The sequence below is a fragment of the Streptomyces sp. NPDC102274 genome (assembly GCF_044766385.1).
Taxonomy (GTDB): domain Bacteria; phylum Actinomycetota; class Actinomycetes; order Streptomycetales; family Streptomycetaceae; genus Streptomyces.
The window spans coordinates 1-18,496 of record NZ_JBIWLW010000069.1 but is presented as its reverse complement, the minus strand read 5'-3'; the positions used below and the strand labels follow the sequence as shown (position 1 = coordinate 18,496).

The 18,496-nt window shown below is 68.3% G+C and carries 14 protein-coding genes; 9 read left to right on the top strand and 5 right to left on the bottom strand.

The window, feature by feature from the left end:
* Positions 1–1,062 precede the first annotated feature (1,062 nt).
* The 3 genes from ACIRQP_RS40635 to eccCa all read right to left on the bottom strand — a co-directional run bounded on the left by ACIRQP_RS40635 (position 1,063) and on the right by eccCa (position 5,739).
* On the bottom strand, positions 1,063–1,329 hold the full coding sequence (locus tag ACIRQP_RS40635) for a hypothetical protein (protein ID WP_403900262.1): 267 nt from the start codon (positions 1,327–1,329) through the stop codon (positions 1,063–1,065).
* Positions 1,330–1,494: 165 nt separating this feature from the next.
* On the bottom strand, positions 1,495–1,719 hold the full coding sequence (locus ACIRQP_RS40630) for a hypothetical protein (RefSeq protein ID WP_403900260.1): 225 nt from the start codon (positions 1,717–1,719) through the stop codon (positions 1,495–1,497).
* A gap of 39 nt (positions 1,720–1,758) precedes the next feature.
* On the bottom strand, positions 1,759–5,739 hold the full coding sequence (gene eccCa / locus ACIRQP_RS40625; protein WP_403900258.1) for a type VII secretion protein EccCa: 3,981 nt from the start codon (positions 5,737–5,739) through the stop codon (positions 1,759–1,761).
* Positions 5,740–6,044: 305 nt separating this feature from the next.
* On the opposite strand from eccCa, the gene eccD reads away from it, so the two are divergent.
* The 6 genes from eccD (at position 6,045) to ACIRQP_RS40595 (ending at position 13,277) form a co-directional block, all read left to right on the top strand.
* Positions 6,045–7,598, top strand: a complete 1,554-nt coding sequence (gene eccD, locus ACIRQP_RS40620) for a type VII secretion integral membrane protein EccD (protein ID WP_403900256.1) — start codon at positions 6,045–6,047, stop codon at positions 7,596–7,598.
* A gap of 154 nt (positions 7,599–7,752) precedes the next feature.
* A complete protein-coding gene (gene rpsO / locus ACIRQP_RS40615; RefSeq protein ID WP_030351649.1) occupies positions 7,753–8,043 on the top strand; it encodes a 30S ribosomal protein S15 in 291 nt (96 codons plus the stop codon).
* A 366-nt stretch (positions 8,044–8,409) separates the two neighbouring features.
* On the top strand, positions 8,410–10,659 hold the full coding sequence (locus ACIRQP_RS40610) for a polyribonucleotide nucleotidyltransferase (RefSeq protein WP_403900254.1): 2,250 nt from the start codon (positions 8,410–8,412) through the stop codon (positions 10,657–10,659).
* Entirely contained in the window at positions 10,656–12,032 is a 1,377-nt protein-coding gene (locus ACIRQP_RS40605) for a M16 family metallopeptidase (RefSeq protein WP_403900252.1), read from the top strand. Before ACIRQP_RS40610 ends, ACIRQP_RS40605 begins: the two co-directional genes overlap by 4 nt.
* A 35-nt stretch (positions 12,033–12,067) precedes the next feature.
* A complete protein-coding gene (dapB, locus tag ACIRQP_RS40600; RefSeq protein ID WP_403900250.1) occupies positions 12,068–12,820 on the top strand; it encodes a 4-hydroxy-tetrahydrodipicolinate reductase in 753 nt (250 codons plus the stop codon).
* A 4-nt stretch (positions 12,821–12,824) separates the two neighbouring features.
* A complete protein-coding gene (locus ACIRQP_RS40595) occupies positions 12,825–13,277 on the top strand; it encodes a hypothetical protein (protein WP_403900249.1) in 453 nt (150 codons plus the stop codon).
* Between the two features lie 89 nt (positions 13,278–13,366).
* Here the strand turns inward: ACIRQP_RS40595 and ACIRQP_RS40590 are convergent, their stop codons facing one another.
* A complete protein-coding gene (locus ACIRQP_RS40590; RefSeq protein ID WP_403900247.1) occupies positions 13,367–13,912 on the bottom strand; it encodes a hypothetical protein in 546 nt (181 codons plus the stop codon).
* Between the two features lie 94 nt (positions 13,913–14,006).
* On the bottom strand, positions 14,007–14,246 hold the full coding sequence (locus tag ACIRQP_RS40585; RefSeq protein ID WP_403900245.1) for a hypothetical protein: 240 nt from the start codon (positions 14,244–14,246) through the stop codon (positions 14,007–14,009).
* Between the two features lie 202 nt (positions 14,247–14,448).
* On the opposite strand from ACIRQP_RS40585, the gene thyX reads away from it, so the two are divergent.
* The 3 genes from thyX to ACIRQP_RS40570 all read left to right on the top strand — a co-directional run bounded on the left by thyX (position 14,449) and on the right by ACIRQP_RS40570 (position 18,219).
* The gene (thyX, locus tag ACIRQP_RS40580; RefSeq protein WP_403900243.1) at positions 14,449–15,186 is read left to right on the top strand and encodes an FAD-dependent thymidylate synthase; all 738 of its coding nucleotides are present in this window, start codon (positions 14,449–14,451) and stop codon (positions 15,184–15,186) included.
* Positions 15,187–15,472: 286 nt separating this feature from the next.
* Positions 15,473–16,372: a 4-hydroxy-tetrahydrodipicolinate synthase gene (gene dapA, locus ACIRQP_RS40575; RefSeq protein ID WP_403900241.1), complete on the top strand. Its 900-nt coding sequence runs from the start codon at positions 15,473–15,475 to the stop codon at positions 16,370–16,372.
* A 161-nt stretch (positions 16,373–16,533) separates the two neighbouring features.
* Positions 16,534–18,219 carry a ribonuclease J gene (locus ACIRQP_RS40570; protein ID WP_403900240.1) on the top strand — a complete coding sequence of 562 codons (1,686 nt, stop codon included), beginning with the start codon at positions 16,534–16,536 and terminating at the stop codon, positions 18,217–18,219.
* The last annotated feature ends 277 nt before the right edge of the window (positions 18,220–18,496 follow it).

Genomic DNA, 18,496 nt, shown 5'->3' with positions numbered 1-18,496 from the left:
GCTCGCCACCCGCTACCGAGCCGGACTCCAACTCGCCTCACTCATCCTCTGGCTCCGCCAACCAGCGACATGATCATTGTCAGACACACCCTAGGACGGTTCCTGCGGCTCTTCATTCGTTCCCTTGTGATCCCTCGACTTCAGTGGCAGGAAGCTGTGCCCACCAGGCAGCATTTTGAGTGTCGATGTCATGGCAAAGCCTGCGGCTGGATCGCCGCTCTGCTCAGGGAGCTTGGAGAGGAGGTCGCGCTTCGCCTTCTCATGGGAGTAACGCGCTGCCCCGACCGTGAGGTCCTTGAGGCCCTGACGCACTTCTGCGTCGTCAGTCGCCTCTTCCGTCTTCAGATCAACGACGATGCTGAGGCTGTATTGGCCGCCCGGAATGCTTCCTGCTTTGGCCGACAGTGCTTTCTCCGCATTAGCCGGCCTCTGGTGCCGGCACTTGAGAAGGGAGTTGTGCTTCGTCGGAGCATCCCAGCTCTGCCGCGAGGCGCCGGGACACGGAGTATTGTCATCCTGTCCTTGCTTGTAGAGTCCCCCTCAAGCTGATCTGCGACACTGAATATTCCCGCGTTGATGTACGGGGTTGTCCCTTCCGCCTCTTTTGTCGCGCAGCGAAAATACAAGGAGGTGGAATACCCCTCCTTCGTGTCCGCGTACAAGCCCAGCGGGTAGAACGTGCGCCCCCTCGAATCCTCCTGTTGGAAGTCACTCCATTTCGGATAGGATTCCGAAGCCTTGAAGTCCAGTTGGATGAGTGGTTTGCCGCTGACAGTGCATCGACTGCGACTCGATTCCTGTTCGTGGAGGTTTGCCGCGGCTCTGTCGAGTGAGAATTTGTTCGGTTCTCCTGAATCGGTGGTTCCCGTGAGTTCAGTAAATGTCTCGGTGCCGCCGATTCGCTGCAATGACTCCTTCGCTGCCTGGTCCAACGTCTCGTCGCAGATCTGACCAGCTGAGATCCCTGTCGGTTGCTCTGCCTCTTCACTCGAACATCCGGACACCCCGGCCATCACTACCAGCCCCCATGTGGTCCATCGGAGAAGGGCACCACATTATTCATCAGTCCTTGTATGGCGAACGTCCGTGGAGATCTTCCTCGCTTGAACCGGTGGTGAGGTAAGTGTCCTTCAGGTTACGGAGGACATCATCGGAGTCTCCCTCGCCCCCGAACTTCTCATATTCGTTGAAGCGGTGATCGTAGTTGCTTCCCGGGGCGTCGGCGCCTTTGCCGTAGAACTGTTGGCTTGTGGGCTGAGCTTTCTCTGTGTAGTCCTCTTCTGCCTTGTCGACGGCTTTATCGGTTTCCTGGCCGATGAAGGTGTTCAAAGCTTCACCAGCTATGTCGTCGGCAATGGGAGCGACAACGACGCCTGCAGCCGCCAGATCAGGTCATCAACCCATCAACGCGCCCTCGGCCACCCGCGATTACCGGCCACGCCGATGTCCGCACGGAAGCTCCACGTACGCCCCACAGGCACGCGGCACGCACGCTCACGACGCCATCCCCGCCAGCCGGAACATCTCCACCGACTGCCACCCCAGGAACAGCGCCACCCCGATCAGCACCAGCTTCCGCCCCCGGATCAGACCGTCCGACGGCTCATGTGCCTCCGGGGTCTCGAAGCGCCGCGCCTGGAAGCGCCACCACGCCTTGCGCTGGTCCACGAAGGCCGGTCCCAGGAACAGCACCGCGAAGAAGGCCGCGAAGAAGCCCACGAAGAGCCCGCTAGGAAGCCCGCGAAGACCCCCGCCCCATCACCCCTCGTCCTGCGAGGGCATAAGGCCGGTCTGTACCAGCGGGTTTCCGCGTCGCCGCGAGACGAAGGTTCCTCGGCCCACCGGCATGGGGCGCATCCTGGCGTTGCCGAGCACCTCGCCTTCCTGCGGGTCGCCGGAGAGCAGCACGCCCTGTGCGCCCAGTTCCGTCATCCGCTGCATGAACGGCTCGTACGCGGCCCTGCTCGCGCCCGCCGCGTTGCGGGCGATGATGAAGCGGACGCCGACGTCGCGGGCGAAGGGGAGCAGTTCCGTCAGCTTCGCCAGGGGGTTGCCGCTCGACGTCGAGACCAGGTCGTAGTCGTCGACGACCACGTACACGTCCGGACCGCGCCACCAGCTGCGGTCCCGCAGTTGCTGCGCCGTGACATCGGCCGACGGTGTGCGGCGCCGCATCAGGTCGACCAGGGCGTCCACGTGGTGCTCCATGTTGTTGGACATGGGGACGTACTCCGCCAGGTGCGTGGCCGGGGTGGCGTCCAGCAGTGCGCGCCGGTTGTCGATCACGAAGAGCTTGCACGCGTCGCCGTCGTACCGCTCGGTCAGCTGCTTGATGAGCAGCCGCAGGATGTTGGTCTTGCCGGCCTCGCTTTCGCCGAACACCAGGAAGAACGGGTCTTGTTCGAAATTGACGAAGACCGGTTCCAGGTTGTTCTCGTCGATGGCGAAGGCCACCCCGCGCTCCGGGTGGGCGAAGCCCGCCGGGAGGTCCGCCATCGGCAGTTCGCGCGGCAGCAGCCGTACGGCCGGGGCGCCCGGCGCCGTCCAGTGCCGGGAGACCTCCTGGGTCATCGCGGCCGTGGCCTCGGACAGATCGCTGTCGGAGTTGATCCCGTCGATCCTCGGGACCGCCGCCATGAAGTGCAGCTTCTCCGGCGTCAGCCCGCGCCCCGGCACCCCCGTGGGGACATTGACCGCGGACTTGCGGTCCAGCTCGGAGTCCATGGTGTCACCGAGCCGCAGCTCCAGGCGGTTCATCAGATGGTCCTTGAGATTCGCCCGGACCTCCATCGAGCGTGAGGCCGTGAGGATCACATGGATGCCGTAGCCGAGCCCGCGGGCCGCGATCTCAAGGACGGCCTGCTCCAGGCCCTCGTAGTCCGAACGGAAGTTGCCCCAGCCGTCGATGACCAGGAACACGTCACCCCACGGCTGGTCCGTCGGCGAGATGTCGCCGCGCGCCCGCAGCCTGCGGTACGTGGCGATGGAGTCGATGCCCGCGCCGCGGAAGTACTCCTCGCGCCGCGACAGGATTCCGTACACCTCGGCGACCGCGCGCCGCACCCGCTCGGGGTCGAGGCGCGACGCGACCCCGCCGACATGCGGCAGGCCCGCGATCGACGACATACCGCCACCACCGAAGTCGAGGCCGTAGAACTGGACCTCCTGCGGCGTATGGGTCAGCGCGAACGCCGAGATGATCGTCCGCAGCAGCGTCGACTTGCCCGACTGGGGACCACCGACGATCTGCATATGGCCCGCGGCCCCGGAGAAGTCCCGGTAGAGCGTGTCGCGGCGCTGCTCGTACGGCTTGTCGACCACACCGAGCGGTACGACGAGACGACCCGCGCCCTCGAACCCGGGCTGCGTCAGCCCACGTCCCTCCACCCCCGCGAGTCCCGGAAGGAGTTCGTCCAGCGCCGGCGGGTTGTCCAGCGGGGGCAGCCACACCTGATGGGCCTCCGCGCCCCGCCCCTCCAGCCGTCGCACGATCACATCGAGTACGGAGTCGGCGAGCGCGTCGTCCTCACCCGAACGCGCCTCGGGCACGTCGGGTGAGGTGGTGCTCGGCTCGACGTACCGTACGGGCACCGGAGCCGCCGTGAACGCCACGGGCCTGCGGTCCACCGGGAGCGGTCCACCAGGGGCCGCCGCCTGCTGCTGGTTCGTGCGGTACACCCCCGAGACATAGGCGGCCTTGAACCGCACCATCTCGTCCGTACCGAACTTCAGATACCCGGAGCCGGGGACATTGGGCAGCTGGTAGGCGTCGGGCACGCCCAGCGCCGCGCGGGACTCGGCCGCGGAGAACGTCCGCAGACCGATCCGGTACGACAGATAGGTCTCCAGACCGCGCAGCCGCCCCTCCTCCAACCGCTGTGAGGCCAGCAGCAGATGGACGCCCAGCGACCGACCGATGCGGCCGATCTGCACGAACATCTCGATGAAGTCCGGCATGGCGGTGAGGAGTTCGCTGAACTCGTCGATGACCAGGACGAGCGAGGGGATGGGCTGGAGCGGCGCGCCCGCGGCCCGTGCCTTCTCGTAGTCATGGATGTTGGCGTAGTTGCCCGCGTCGCGCAGCATCTCCTGCCGGCGGTTGAGCTCACCGCGGATGGAGTCGCCCATGCGGTCCACCAGCGTCAGATCGTCCGCGAGGTTGGTGATCACCGCGGCGACATGCGGCATCTGCGACATCCCCGCGAAGGTCGCGCCGCCCTTGAAGTCCGCGAGGACGAAGTTGAGGGTCTCGGACGAGTGCGTGACGGCCAGGCCCAGTACGAGCGTACGCAGCAGCTCGGACTTGCCGGAGCCGGTCGCGCCCACGCACAGACCGTGCGGACCCATGCCCTCCTGCGCGGCCTCCTTCAGGTCCAGCATCACGGGCGTGCCGTCCTCACCGACGCCGATCGGGACCCGCAGCCGCTCCGCCTGGGAGCGCGGGCGCCAGGTGCGGGTGACGTCGACGGAGGCCGCGTCGCCCAGATTCAGCAGATCGGTGAAGTCGAGGTTCGCCAGCAGCGGTTCGTCGTCGTCCCCGCCCGAGGCCACGGTGAGCGGCGCCAGCTGGCGTGCGAGCGCCTCGGCCGCCTCCGCGCTCAGCTGGTCGGGCGCGCCGTCGTACACCAGGCCGTGCCCCGACTCCAGTTGCAGCGAATCGGGGTGGACGACCACGGACAGCCCGCCGCGCGCGCCGGTGACCTCACCCGGGACGACCTCGACGACCGTCACACCCTGGAGGCCCTCCGCCGCGGCGAGCGCCGACATGGCGGGTACCGACTGGCCGTCGAGTACGACGACGATGTGCGGCTGGTCGAGCAGCGGCTGGCCGCCGGGCTGGAAGCGCGGACGGCCCTCCAGGCGGCTCGCCAGCATCTCTTCCAGTTCCCGCGCGTCGGTGGTGATCAGCCGCCGGCTGCCCGCGCCGTCCGTACTGCCGGGGACCTGCACATGCGGAAGCCACTTCGCCCACTCCCACCGAGGCGCCGCCTCACGTCCGGCGGCGACGGCGATGACCAGATCGTCGGGGGAGTGCAGCGAGGCGAGCGAGCAGACCAGCGCGCGGGCCGTGGAGCGCACGCACTCCGGCTCCCCACTGACCGTCAGATGGTAGAAGGCGCGCAGCGAGACGGCCATCGGCAGCCCGCCCAGCGTGCTGTGCGCGGTCAGGAACTGCTGCATCGCCCCCGCGGTGAGCGGCTCCAGATCGTCCACCGGCGCCGTCTCGGGCGCGATGAGCGGGGTCGCGAGCTGCTGGTTGCCCAGACCGACACGCACCTGCCCGAAGTCGACGTCGCCCACCCGGCGTTCCCACACCCGGCTGCCCTCGGCGACCAGCGCCCACAGCTGCTCCGGCGACGGATGGAGGTAGTACTGCGCGTCACGCTGGAGGCGCGCGGTGCGCAGTACCGCGCGCCGGGTCTGCGTCAGGTACTTGAGATAGTCGCGCCGCATGTCGGCGAGCTGGCCCTGGGTGCCCCGGCGGTAACGGAACAGCATCGCGATCGCCATGGCGACCGTCGACGCGATCATCACCATGCCCATGATCCGCATGATCGGGTTCGGGGTCATGAAGAAGAAGACGACCGAACCGCCCATGCCCAGCATCGGCAGCAGCTGCATCAGCGCGCCCTCCTGCTGTCCTCGCGGCAGCTCGGGCGGAGGTTGCACTTGCACCTGCTCGCCGGGTACTTCGGCAGGCAGGACCCGTGGTGGGCGCTTGACGACGATCTGGCTCACAGCTCACCAATTCCCTTGCCGGACGGAATGTTTCCTATCGGCGCCCCCGTGGCGACGGGTTCCATCCGCGGGGAAGGATCCTACTTGCGTGCCGGACGGAGGCTTGGCGGTAGGGTGGCGCGACGCGTTCGCGTACCCGTGAACTACTGCGAAAACCCGTGAACTAGTGCGAAAAACAGGGTGATTCGGGTCGTCGTGCGAGGCCCGGTATCAGCACGCGGCCCATGGTTCACACGATCCGCGCACACGATCCACGCACAGGATCCGCGCATCGGATCCACCCACGCGCTCCACGCACACGATCCATGCACACGATCCATCAGAACCACAAGGGGGAACAGCAGGTGAGTATGACGGCCCAGACGGCCCGAGCGGCGGCCGCCGGAACCGGTCACCCCGGTCTCGTGGCTCCGGCCGGCGGCGGGACCGGCTTCTGCCGGATCACGGTCGTCGCGCCGGACGGCCGCGTCGATGTGGCACTGCCCGAGGACATCCCCGTCGCCGATCTCTACCCGGAGATCCTCCGGCTGTCGGGACAGAGCCCCGCCGAGGGCGCCCCTGTCGGGTACCACCTGGTACGCCGGGATGGCACAGTACTCGACAGCGCGCGCTCCCTGGCGGCCCAGCGCATCCTCGACGGCGAGCTGCTCTCGATGCGGCCCTTCGCCGAGTCCCTGCCGCCGGCGGTCTTCGACGATGTCTCCGACGCCGTCGCCTCCGCCGTCGCCCGCGACAGCACGCTCTGGACCGACGGTCTGATGCGCGGCGCCGGGCTCTTCGGCGGCTCGGTCCTGCTTGTCCTGCTCTCCTTCGTCCTGTGGACCGCCGACCCCCGGCACGACATGCACGGCCTGCCCGGCATCCTGGCCGGCGTCACGGCCGTCCTGCTGCTCGCGCTCGCCGGCGTACGCGCACGGGTCTACGACGACCGGGGCTCGTCCATCGCCCTGGGCATCGGATCACTGGCGAACGCCGCCGTCGCCGGTTCCGGACTGCTGTCGCTCGCGCAGGGCCAGGGCACCGGCAGGCTGCAGTTCCTGCTCGCCTGCGCGGCCGTGCTCGTCGCCGCGGTGATCCTGATGATCGTCACCCCGAGCGGGGACGGCGCCTTCGTCGCCTTCGTGTTCGCCGCCGCCGTCGGTCTGCTGGTGACCTTCGCCGCGATCATGACCGACATGGCCCCCGCCGAGACCGCCGCGGTCTGCGCCCCGGTCGCCGTGGGGGCCCTGGCGTTCCTGCCCGGCCTCTCCACCCGCTTCGCCCGGCTCCCCATCGGTTTCGAGCCGCCCCGTTCGTCTGTCGGCGACTACGGCACCGACCCCGTCCCCCAGGGCCCGGTCGACGCCGAGCGCATCGCGGCCCAGGCCCGGCGCGGTCATGAACTGCTGGTCGGCCTGGTCGGCGGCTGCGCGCTGGTGGCCGTGGGCGCCGCCGCGGTGCTCGGCTTCTCCGCCAACGTGTGGGGACAGCTGCTCGCGCTCGCCACCGGCGTCGCCATGCTGATGCGCGCCCACCTCTTCCGCTACACCGCGCAGGTCGGCTGCGCCCTGGCCGCGGGCCTCGGCGCCCTGGCGCTGCTGGTGCTGGGGCTCTGCCTCAACCCGCCCTCTGATCTGATGCGCGAGGCCCTGCGGGGTGACGGCACGGCGCTCGACATCCGTACGGTCTGGCTCACCACCGCGGTCGCGGCCGTCGCCGCCCTGATCACCGCCATCGGCCTGATCGTGCCGAGCAAGGGGGTGACCCCCTTCTGGGGCCGCTTCCTGGAGATCGCGGAGGCCTTCGTCCTGCTGACGCTCGTACCGCTCTGTCTGGCGGTCTTCGACGTCTACCACTCCATCCGGGCGTTGACCTCCTGATGGGGCTGGTACGCTACGTAGCGGCCGTTTGTGTACGCGTTCCGGAACCGTCCGGAACAGCGCCCAACGGATCCCCGCCTCCCGAGTAACGGAAGCTCCCCAGAGTATTCGACCTGGGGCACTCGGTGGCCACGAAGACCCACGAGGAGTACGCGTGTCGCTCGACGCCGCTACGAAGAAGCAGATCATGACCGAGTTCGGCACCAAGGAAGGTGACACCGGCTCCCCCGAGGTCCAGGTCGCCATGCTGTCGCGCCGGATCTCGGACCTGACCGAGCACCTCAAGACCCACAAGCACGACCACCACTCCCGTCGTGGTCTGCTGATCCTGGTCGGTCAGCGCCGCCGGCTGCTGCAGTACCTGGCCAAGAAGGACATCCAGCGCTTCCGTACGCTGGTCGACCGCCTGGGCATCCGCCGCGGTGCGGCCGGCGGTGCCAAGTAAGACACCGTGAAGGGAGCGGTTCCCACTTCCAGGGGGCCGCTCCTTTCGCGTACGCGCGTACGTTCTGTCGCGTACGCCACCAGGTACGGGTGGGCCGACCGTCCCCGTACGGGGCCCATGAGCACCCCGCCAGGGACAACCGGAATGTCATCCCGCGGCGAAGCTCAGTAATCTGGTCGCACGAGCACAACTGAAGAGGAGGAGCGAACTCCGCCGCCGCCGGTCCTCGGTAGTGGCTCCCGGATGGCACGCGGCCCATGCCGCGGCCCCGGGTGCTTCGATCGAAGACCGGCCCGCACCAAGGAGCGCTTCTCCGCCACGTCCCCTGCCACACGGGCACCGGACGAACACGAGGAGAAAACACTAGTGGAGAACGAGACCCACTACGCCGAGGCCGTTATCGACAACGGAACCTTCGGCACCCGCACCATCCGCTTCGAGACGGGCCGACTGGCCAAGCAGGCCGCCGGTTCCGCCGTGGCCTATCTGGACGACGACACCATGGTGCTGTCGGCCACCACCGCTTCCAAGAAGCCCAAGGACCAGCTCGACTTCTTCCCCCTGACGGTGGACGTCGAGGAGCGGATGTACGCGGCCGGCAAGATCCCCGGCTCCTTCTTCCGCCGGGAGGGCCGGCCGTCCGAGGACGCGATCCTCACCTGCCGCCTGATCGACCGCCCGCTGCGCCCCTCCTTCAAGAAGGGCCTGCGCAACGAGATCCAGATCGTCGAGACGATCATGGCGCTCAACCCCGACCACCTGTACGACGTGGTCGCCATCAACGCCGCCTCCTGCTCCACGCAGCTGGCCGGCCTGCCCTTCTCCGGCCCGATCGGCGGCACCCGTGTCGCCCTGATCAAGGGCCAGTGGGTCGCCTTCCCGACCCACACCGAGCTGGAGGACGCCGTCTTCGACATGGTCGTCGCCGGCCGCGTCCTGGACGACGGCGATGTCGCGATCATGATGGTCGAGGCCGAGGCCACCGAGAAGACCATCCAGCTCGTCAAGGACGGCGCCGAGGCTCCCACCGAGGAGATCGTCGCCGCCGGTCTGGAAGCCGCGAAGCCCTTCATCAAGGCGCTGTGCAAGGCCCAGTCCGACCTCGCCGCCAAGGCCGCCAAGCCCACCGGCGAGTTCCAGGTCTTCCTCGACTACCAGGACGACGTCCTGGAGGCGCTGACCGCCGCCGTCAAGAGCGAGCTCTCCCAGGCGCTCACCATCGCCGGCAAGCAGGACCGCGAGGCCGAGCTGGACCGCGTCAAGGAGCTCGCCGCCGAGAAGCTGCTCCCGCAGTTCGAGGGCCGCGAGAAGGAGATCTCCGGCGCCTACCGCGCGCTGACCAAGTCCCTGGTCCGCGAGCGCGTCATCAAGGACAAGGTCCGTATCGACGGCCGCGGCGTCACGGACATCCGTACGCTCGCCGCCGAGGTCGAGGCCATCCCGCGCGTGCACGGCTCGGCGCTCTTCGAGCGTGGCGAGACCCAGATCCTGGGCGTCACCACCCTCAACATGCTCCGCATGGAGCAGCAGCTGGACACCCTCTCGCCGGTGACCCGCAAGCGCTACATGCACAACTACAACTTCCCGCCCTACTCCGTCGGTGAGACCGGCCGCGTCGGCTCCCCGAAGCGCCGCGAGATCGGCCACGGCGCGCTCGCGGAGCGCGCCATCGTGCCGGTGCTGCCGACGCGCGAGGAGTTCCCGTACGCGATCCGCCAGGTCTCCGAGGCGCTGGGCTCCAACGGCTCGACGTCCATGGGCTCGGTCTGCGCCTCCACCATGTCGCTGCTGAACGCCGGTGTGCCGCTCAAGGCCCCCGTCGCCGGTATCGCCATGGGCCTGATCTCGCAGGAGATCGACGGCAAGACGCACTACGTCGCCCTCACCGACATCCTCGGTGCGGAGGACGCCTACGGCGACATGGACTTCAAGGTCGCCGGTACGAAGACCTTCGTCACCGCGCTCCAGCTCGACACCAAGCTCGACGGCATCCCCGCCTCGGTCCTGGCCGCCGCGCTGAAGCAGGCCCGCGACGCCCGCCTCCACATCCTCGATGTGATGAACGAGGCCATCGACGTGCCGGACGAGATGTCCCCGAACGCCCCGCGGATCATCACCGTCAAGATCCCGGTGGACAAGATCGGTGAGGTCATCGGCCCCAAGGGCAAGATGATCAACCAGATCCAGGAGGACACCGGCGCCGACATCACGATCGAGGACGACGGCACCATCTACATCGGTGCCGCCGACGGACCGGCCGCCGAGGCCGCCCGCGCCACGATCAACGGCATCGCCAACCCGACCATGCCGGAGGTCGGCGAGCGTTACCTGGGCACGGTCGTCAAGACCACCACCTTCGGTGCGTTCGTGTCGCTGCTCCCGGGCAAGGACGGTCTGCTGCACATCTCGCAGATCCGCAAGCTCGCCGGCGGCAAGCGCGTGGAGAACGTCGAGGACGTCCTCGGTGTGGGCCAGAAGGTCCAGGTCGAGATCGCCGAGATCGACCAGCGCGGCAAGCTCTCCCTGATCCCCGTCATCGAGGGTGAAGAGGGCGGAGAGTCCGAAGAGGCGCAGGACACTGTGTCCGACAGCGGCTCGGCCACGGGCGCCAAGTGACCGACAGCTCCAGGGCGACGGCCCGCGCCTCTTCGGAGGCGCGGGCCGTCGCCCGTACCCAAACCCTGCTCAAGGGCGAGAACGGCATCGGTACGGTCCGTCGTACGACCCTCCCTGGCGGCCTGCGCGTTGTCACCGAAACCCTCCCGTCGGTACGCTCCGCGACCTTCGGGATCTGGGTGCAGGTCGGCTCACGCGACGAGACCCCGGCGCTCAACGGCGCCACGCACTATCTGGAGCACCTCCTCTTCAAGGGCACGAGCCGGCGCAGCGCCCTCGACATCTCCTCCGCCATCGACGCGGTCGGCGGCGAGATGAACGCCTTCACGGCGAAGGAGTACACCTGCTACTACGCGCGGGTGCTCGACACCGATCTGCCGCTGGCCATCGATGTCGTCTGCGACATGCTCACCGGCTCGCTCATCGAGGCCGTCGACGTCGACGCCGAGCGCGGGGTGATCCTCGAAGAGATCGCCATGACCGAGGACGACCCGGGCGACTGCGTACACGACCTGTTCGCGAAGACCATGTTCGGCGACTCCCCTCTCGGCCGGCCGGTGCTCGGCACCGTCGACACCATCAACGACCTCGACCGCGACCGGATCGCGCGCTTCTACAAGAAGCACTACGACCCGACGCGCCTCATCGTCGCCGCCGCGGGCAACATCGACCACGCCACGGTGGTACGGCAGGTCCGCAAGGCGTTCGAGAAGGCCGGCGCCCTGTCCCGTACGGACGCCGTGCCCCTGGCCCCCCGCGACGGCAGCCGCTCCGTGCGCACCGCGGGCCGGGTCGACCTGCTGAACCGCAAGACCGAGCAGGCCCATGTCGTCCTCGGCATGCCGGGCCTGGCGCGCACCGACGAGCGCCGCTGGGCGCTCGGCGTCCTGAACACCGCCCTCGGCGGCGGCATGAGCTCGCGGCTCTTCCAGGAGGTACGGGAGAAGCGCGGGCTCGCCTACAGCGTCTACTCGTACACCTCGGGCTTCGCCGACTGCGGACTCTTCGGGGTCTACGCGGGCTGCCGGCCCAGCCAGGTCCACGACGTCCTGAAGATCTGCCGCGACGAGCTCGACCGGGCCGCCGAGGACGGGCTCAGCGACGAGGAGATCGGCCGCGCCATCGGGCAGCTGTCCGGCTCCACCGTCCTCGGCCTGGAGGACACCGGCGCGCTGATGAACCGGATCGGCAAGAGCGAGCTGTGCTGGGGCGCCCAGATGTCCGTGGACGACATGCTGGGGCGGATATCCGCCGTCACCCCCGACGACGTACGCGCGGTCGCCCGTGACGTACTGGGACACCGTCCCTCGCTGTCCGTCATCGGCCCCCTCAAGGACCAGCAGGCGGACCGCCTCGACGACGTGGTCTCCTGACCGGGCCGCACCCAAACGCTGAAGGAAGCAGAGCGATGAGCAAGCTGCGCGTGGCCGTTCTCGGAGCCAGGGGACGTATCGGCGCCGAGGCGGTACGGGCCGTCGAGGCCGCCGACGACCTGGAACTGGTCGCGGTCCTCGGCCGGGGCGACAAGCTGGAGACCCTGGTGGAGACCGGCGCCCAGGTCGCGGTGGAACTGACCACCCCGGCCTCGGTGATGGGCAACCTCGACTTCTGTGTACGTCATGGAATCCACGCCGTCGTCGGTACCACGGGATGGACGGACGAGCGGCTCGCGCAGCTGGACACCTCGCTGGCCGCCTCCCCGGAGACGGGCGTGCTGATCGCGCCGAACTTCTCCATCGGCGCGGTCCTCACCATGAAGTTCTCCGAGACCGCGGCCCGCTACTTCGAGTCGGTCGAGATCGTCGAACTGCACCACCCGAACAAGGTCGACGCGCCCTCCGGCACCGCCGTCCGTACGGCCCAGCTGATCGCGGCGGCCCGCGCGGCGGCGGGCAGCGCCCCGCAGCCCGACGCCACGGTCACGGCGCTGGACGGCGCGCGCGGCGCCGATGTCGACGGGGTGCCGGTGCACTCCGTACGGCTCCGCGGCCTCCTGGCCCACCAGGAGGTCATCCTCGGCGGCGAGGGCGAGACCCTCACCGTCCGGCACGACTCCCTGCACCACAGCAGCTTCATGCCGGGCATCCTGCTCGGTGTGCGGCGTGTGGTCTCCGCCCCCGGCCTCACCTTCGGCCTGGAACACTTCCTCGACCTGAGCTGACCCCATGCGTGCGAAGATCACCTATTGCGTCACGGCCGCCGTCCTGGTCGTCTACTTCGTCCTGGTCGGCAGCCGAGGAGTGCTGCTGATCGAACACGGCACGGCGCTCACCATCACCTTCGGTGTCGCCGTGCTGGTCCTGCCGCTCATCGGTATCTGGTTCCTTTGGAAGAACACCCAGTTCGTCGCGCGCGCCAACCGGCTCGCGGCGGAGCTGGACGCGGAGGGCGGCCTGCCGGTCGACACGCTGATCCGTACGGCCGGGGGCCGGATCGACCGGGACTCCGCGGACGCCGTCTTCGCCGAGCGCCGCGCCGAGACCGAGGACGCACCGGACGACTGGCGCTGCTGGTTCCGGCTCGCTATCGCCTACCACGACGCCCGGGACACCCCCCGTGCCCGTAAAGCGATGCAGCGGGCCATCGCGCTCCGGGACGGCAAGCCCGTACGGGTCTGAGCGGCCCGCGGAGCCGGGAAGCGCGGAGCGGGGCCCGGCCTGCCATGGCCGGACCCCGCTCGAACCGCTCTCCCGCCCGTACGACGGTGTCAGGCGCCGCGGTACTCGTCGCCCCAGGCCTCCACGGTGTCGGCGGCCCGGTCGAACGCCTCACCACGCGACAGGAAGTCCGCGTTGTGGTCGGTGAGCAGCTGAATCGGTTCACCCCGCCGACGTACGAGGACGAGCGCCTGCCCCTGTACGGTGCGCGGCAGCCCGAGCCAGCGCACCGGCTGCTGGACGGTGCGTACGGCCGTGGCCTGGTTCCAGGGCACGGTCCTCGTCAGCAGCAGGCTCACCCGGCGCACGCCGTGCCGGCTGACCCACGCGCCCACGCGGAGCAGGCGCAGCGCGGCGATGATCACCACCGCCGCGACCGCCAAACACATCGCCGCGCCGGACAGCGCGCCCGCGAACGCGATGATCATCGCCGCGAGCAGAACGAACGAGGCGAGCAGCAGAAGCAGCGCCGCCGCCACCACGCGCCAGGGGCCTGGGCGGTACGGACGCCGCCAATGATCATGATCGTCGAAGGGCAGCGCGACGTCATCGGTCGAGTCAAAAGCCCGGTCGGCCGTCAAGAAAGACAGGGGCACGGCTGATCCTCACTCACAAGCACGCTCGATTGCTGTGCCCGGTGAGGCTACCGATCACCGGCCCGACCGGACCACCCCAGGGGGGCCGGTCGGGTCAGCGGCCCTGCGATGCCTCGGACTGCTGTGTGTGCCCGGACGACTGATCCGTCTCCAGGGACGGCAGTCCGAAAAGCAGCGCGCCGACGAATCCGGCGGTGACGGTCAGCCCGATAAGCGTACGGCTGACGAGCTCGGATGTGCTGGCCCGCTGTCTGGGCGGGGGCGTGACGTTACTGCGGAAGCTCTCGGCCTCGGCGACGAATGCGAACGGGACGGCCTCTCGCCGGCGGAACATGGAGGAAGTCTCCTTGCGATCTCGTGAGGGAACGCCGCTGGTGTGTCAGCTGCTGCTCAGTGAGACGAACAACAGCCTCATTCGGTGCCCGAATTCCCCGAATTGACCAATGAACGCCGTGCGAGGCCGCCCGTCCGTCGCTGTCAGTGCCGAGACGTAGAGTGGGCGCCGCCCGTGCGACGCGACTGGAAGGACCCCGCTGGTGAGCGACACCCCCACCGAGACCAAACCGAGCTTCCGCAGCGATGTCACCGTCGAGCTGGTCAAGCACGCCGCCGGTGACTCCGATGTGCTGTGGGCCGCGCGCGTCTCCACCGCCGGCGAGCAGTCCCTGCAAGAGCTCTCGAAGGACCCCGAGCGGTCTAAGGGCCTCATCAATTTCCTGATGAGAGACCGCCACGGCAGCCCCTTCGAGCACAACTCGATGACGTTCTTCATCAGCGCCCCGATCTTCGTCTTCCGCGAGTTCATGCGGCACCGCGTGGGCTGGTCGTACAACGAGGAGTCGGGCCGCTACCGCGAGCTCCAGCCGGTCTTCTACGTGCCCGACACGTCGCGCAAGCTCGTCCAGGAGGGCCGTCCGGGGAAGTACGTGTTCGTCGACGGCACCCGTGAGCAGCGGGAGCTGACCGGCCGCGTCATGGAGGACTCCTACGTACGGGCGTACGAGGCGTACCAGGAGATGCTGGCGGCGGGGGTGGCCCGTGAGGTGGCCCGTTCCGTGCTGCCCGTCGGGCTCTTCTCGTCGATGTACGCCACCTGCAACGCGCGCTCGCTGATGCACTTCCTCGGCCTGCGCACCCAGCACGAAGAGGCGAGGACGCCGTCCTTCCCGCAGCGGGAGATCGAGATGGTCGGAGAGCGGATGGAGGAGCACTGGGCGAAGCTCATGCCGCTCACCCACGCGGCTTTCAATGCCAACGGCAGGGTCGCCCCCTGAGGGCTGTCCCGTTCTCCGCCCCTCCGCCTCGCGACGCACCGCAGCCGACGCCGCGCGCTGATCCAGGGATAACGGGGCAGCCCCTAGCAGACGCTCCGGGCCTGTCCGGGGCACAGATGTACGGTCGGCCGAGTGAAGTGTCCGGATTGCGGCGTTTCGAGAAGTTCATCTAGGCTGATCAAACGGACCCGGCACTGCTTGAACCCCCGAGCAGGCAGTGCCGGGCTCCTCCTGTCCCGTCCCCCAAAGGGACACGGTGAGCTGAGCAGCGAGTAGCGTGTTACCCATGGCTCCGATCTCCACTCCGCAGACTCCCTTCGGGCGGGTCCTCACCGCCATGGTCACGCCCTTCACGGCGGACGGCGCAATCGACCTCGACGGTGCCCAGCGGCTCGCCGTCCACCTCGTGGACGCGGGCAACGACGGCCTGGTCCTGAACGGCACCACCGGTGAGTCGCCGACCACCAGTGACGTGGAGAAAGAGCAGCTGGTACGGGCCGTCCTGGAGGCCGTCGGAGACCGGGCCCACATCGTCGCCGGTGTCGGCACCAACGACACCCGTCACAGCCTGGAGCTGGCCCGCACGGCCGAACGCGCCGGAGCGCACGGACTGCTCGCGGTGACGCCGTACTACAACAAGCCGCCGCAGGAGGGCCTTTTCCGGCACTTCTCCGCCATCGCGGACGCGACAGGGCTGCCGGTCATGCTCTACGACATCCCGGGCCGCAGCGGTGTCCCCATCGACACCGAGACGATCGTCCGTCTCGCCCAGCACCCGCGTATCGTCGCCAACAAGGACGCCAAGGGCGACCTCGGCCGCGCCAGCTGGGCCATCGCCCAGTCCGGCCTCGCCTGGTACTCCGGCGACGACATGCTCAACCTCCCGCTGCTCTCCGTCGGAGCGGTCGGCTTCGTGTCCGTCGTCGGCCATGTGGTCACCCCGGAGCTGCGCGAACTCCTCGACGCCCACCTCACCGGTGACGTCCAGAAGGCCACCGAGATCCACCAGAAGCTGCTCCCGGTGTTCACCGGCATGTTCCGCACCCAGGGCGTCATCACCACCAAGGCCGCGCTCATGCTGCAGAAGCTGCCGGCCGGACCGCTGCGCCTCCCGCTCGTCGAGCTGTCGGACCATGAAACGGCTCAGCTCAAGATCGATCTCGCGGCCGGCGGGGTACAGCTCTAATCACAGACTTCACAACTGAATACGCGAAGACATAGTCCATCGAGACAAACCGACACGTCGGTTCACACGGACACCGGTCCACACAGACAACAGCAAGTGCACGAATGTCATGCGCGCCACGTGCCCCCGCGGCACGTGGCGCGTGTGGTGAGGAGAGTCTTTTGAGTCATCCGCATCCTGAACTCGGCGCGCCGCCGAAGCTGCCCAAGAACGGCCTGCGTGTCACCCCGCTCGGAGGGCTGGGCGAGATCGGCCGCAACATGACGGTCTTCGAGTACAACGGCCGTCTGCTCATCGTCGACTGCGGCGTCCTCTTCCCCGAGGAGGAGCAGCCCGGTGTCGACCTGATCCTGCCGGACTTCACCACCATCCGGGACCGCCTCGACGACATCGACGGGGTCGTGCTCACCCACGGCCACGAGGACCACATCGGCGGCGTCCCGTTCCTGCTCCGGCTGAAGCCCGACATCCCGCTGATCGGCTCCAAGCTGACCCTCGCGCTGATCGAGGCGAAGCTCCAGGAGCATCGCATCCGCCCGTACACCCTTGAGGTCACCGAGGGCCACCGCGAGCGCATCGGCCCGTTCGACTGCGAGTTCGTCGCGGTCAATCACTCCATCCCGGACGCCCTGGCCGTCGCCATCCGCACTCCCGCGGGCATGGCGGTCCACACCGGCGACTTCAAGATGGACCAACTCCCGCTGGACCGCAGACTCACCGACCTGCCCACCTTCGCCAAGCTCGGCGAGGAGGGCATCGACCTGCTGCTCTCGGACTCCACCAACGCGGAGGTACCGGGCTTCGTCCCGCCCGAGCGCGACATCTCGAACGTCCTGCGACAGGTCTTCGCGAACGCGCAGAAGCGGATCATCGTGGCGAGCTTCGCGAGCCACGTCCACCGCATCCAGCAGATCCTCGACGCCGCCCACGAATACGGGCGCAGGGTCGCCTTCGTCGGCCGCTCGATGGTCCGCAACATGGGCATCGCCCGCGACCTGGGCTATCTCAGGGTCCCGCCCGGTCTGGTCGTCGACGTCAAGACACTCGACGACCTCCCCGACCACGAGGTCGTCCTCGTCTGCACCGGCTCCCAGGGCGAGCCGATGGCCGCGCTCTCGCGCATGGCCAACCGCGATCACCAGATCCGGATCGTCCAGGGCGACACGGTCATCCTGGCGTCGTCCCTCATCCCGGGCAACGAGAACGCGGTCTACCGCGTGATCAACGGCCTGACCCGGTGGGGCGCGAACGTCATCCACAAGGGCAACGCCAAGGTCCATGTCTCGGGCCACGCCTCGGCCGGCGAGCTCCTGTACTTCTACAACATCTGCAAGCCCAAGAACCTGATGCCGGTCCACGGCGAATGGCGCCATCTGCGCGCCAACGCCGAACTGGGCGCGCTGACCGGGGTCCCCAAGGACCACATCGTCATCGCGGAGGACGGCGTGGTGGTCGACCTGGTCGACGGCATGGCCAGGATCGTGGGCAAGGTCCAGGCCGGCTACGTCTACGTGGACGGTCTGTCGGTCGGCGATGTCACCGAGACCTCCCTCAAGGACCGCCGCATCCTCGGCGACGAGGGCATCATCTCGGTCTTCGTGGTGGTCGACTCCACCACGGGCAAGGTCGTCGCCGGCCCGCACTTCCAGGCCCGCGGCTCGGGCATCGAGGACACCGCGTTCTCCGCCGTACTGCCCAAGGTCGAAGAGGCCATCGGCAAGGCGGCCTCGGACGGCGTCGCCGAACCGCACCAACTCCAGCAGCTCGTGCGCCGCACGGTGGGCAAGTGGGTCTCGGACACGTACCGCAGGCGCCCGATGATCCTGCCCGTGGTGGTCGAGGTCTGAGGCATCTGACGCATCGTCCGATGCGTCACCCGGAGTGGGGGGCCTCGATTTGCTTCGAGGCCCCCCACTCCAGTACGTTTACGGCTCCACCTCGACGGGAACCCGGGTCAATCATATGCCTGGGACCTTCCGAATGGGGGTGGGAATCCGACTCCGATCACTCTGATAAAGTCGGAATCGCTGGAAAGGGAAACGCGAAAGCGGAAATCTGGAAGGCGGCCCCGCTCCGACGGGGAATCGGACACGGAAGAGTCTGATAGAGTCGGAAACGCAAGAC

Excerpts from the sequence above, each read along its gene's own strand:
- eccD (WP_403900256.1), top strand. The coding sequence starts at position 6,045 with ATGCACACGATCCATCAGAACCACAAGGGGGAACAGCAGGTGAGTATG.
- dapB (WP_403900250.1), top strand. The coding sequence starts at position 12,068 with ATGAGCAAGCTGCGCGTGGCCGTTCTCGGAGCCAGGGGACGTATCGGC.
- ACIRQP_RS40595 (WP_403900249.1), top strand. The coding sequence starts at position 12,825 with ATGCGTGCGAAGATCACCTATTGCGTCACGGCCGCCGTCCTGGTCGTC.
- ACIRQP_RS40585 (WP_403900245.1), bottom strand. The coding sequence starts at position 14,246 with ATGTTCCGCCGGCGAGAGGCCGTCCCGTTCGCATTCGTCGCCGAGGCC.
- dapA (WP_403900241.1), top strand. The coding sequence starts at position 15,473 with ATGGCTCCGATCTCCACTCCGCAGACTCCCTTCGGGCGGGTCCTCACC.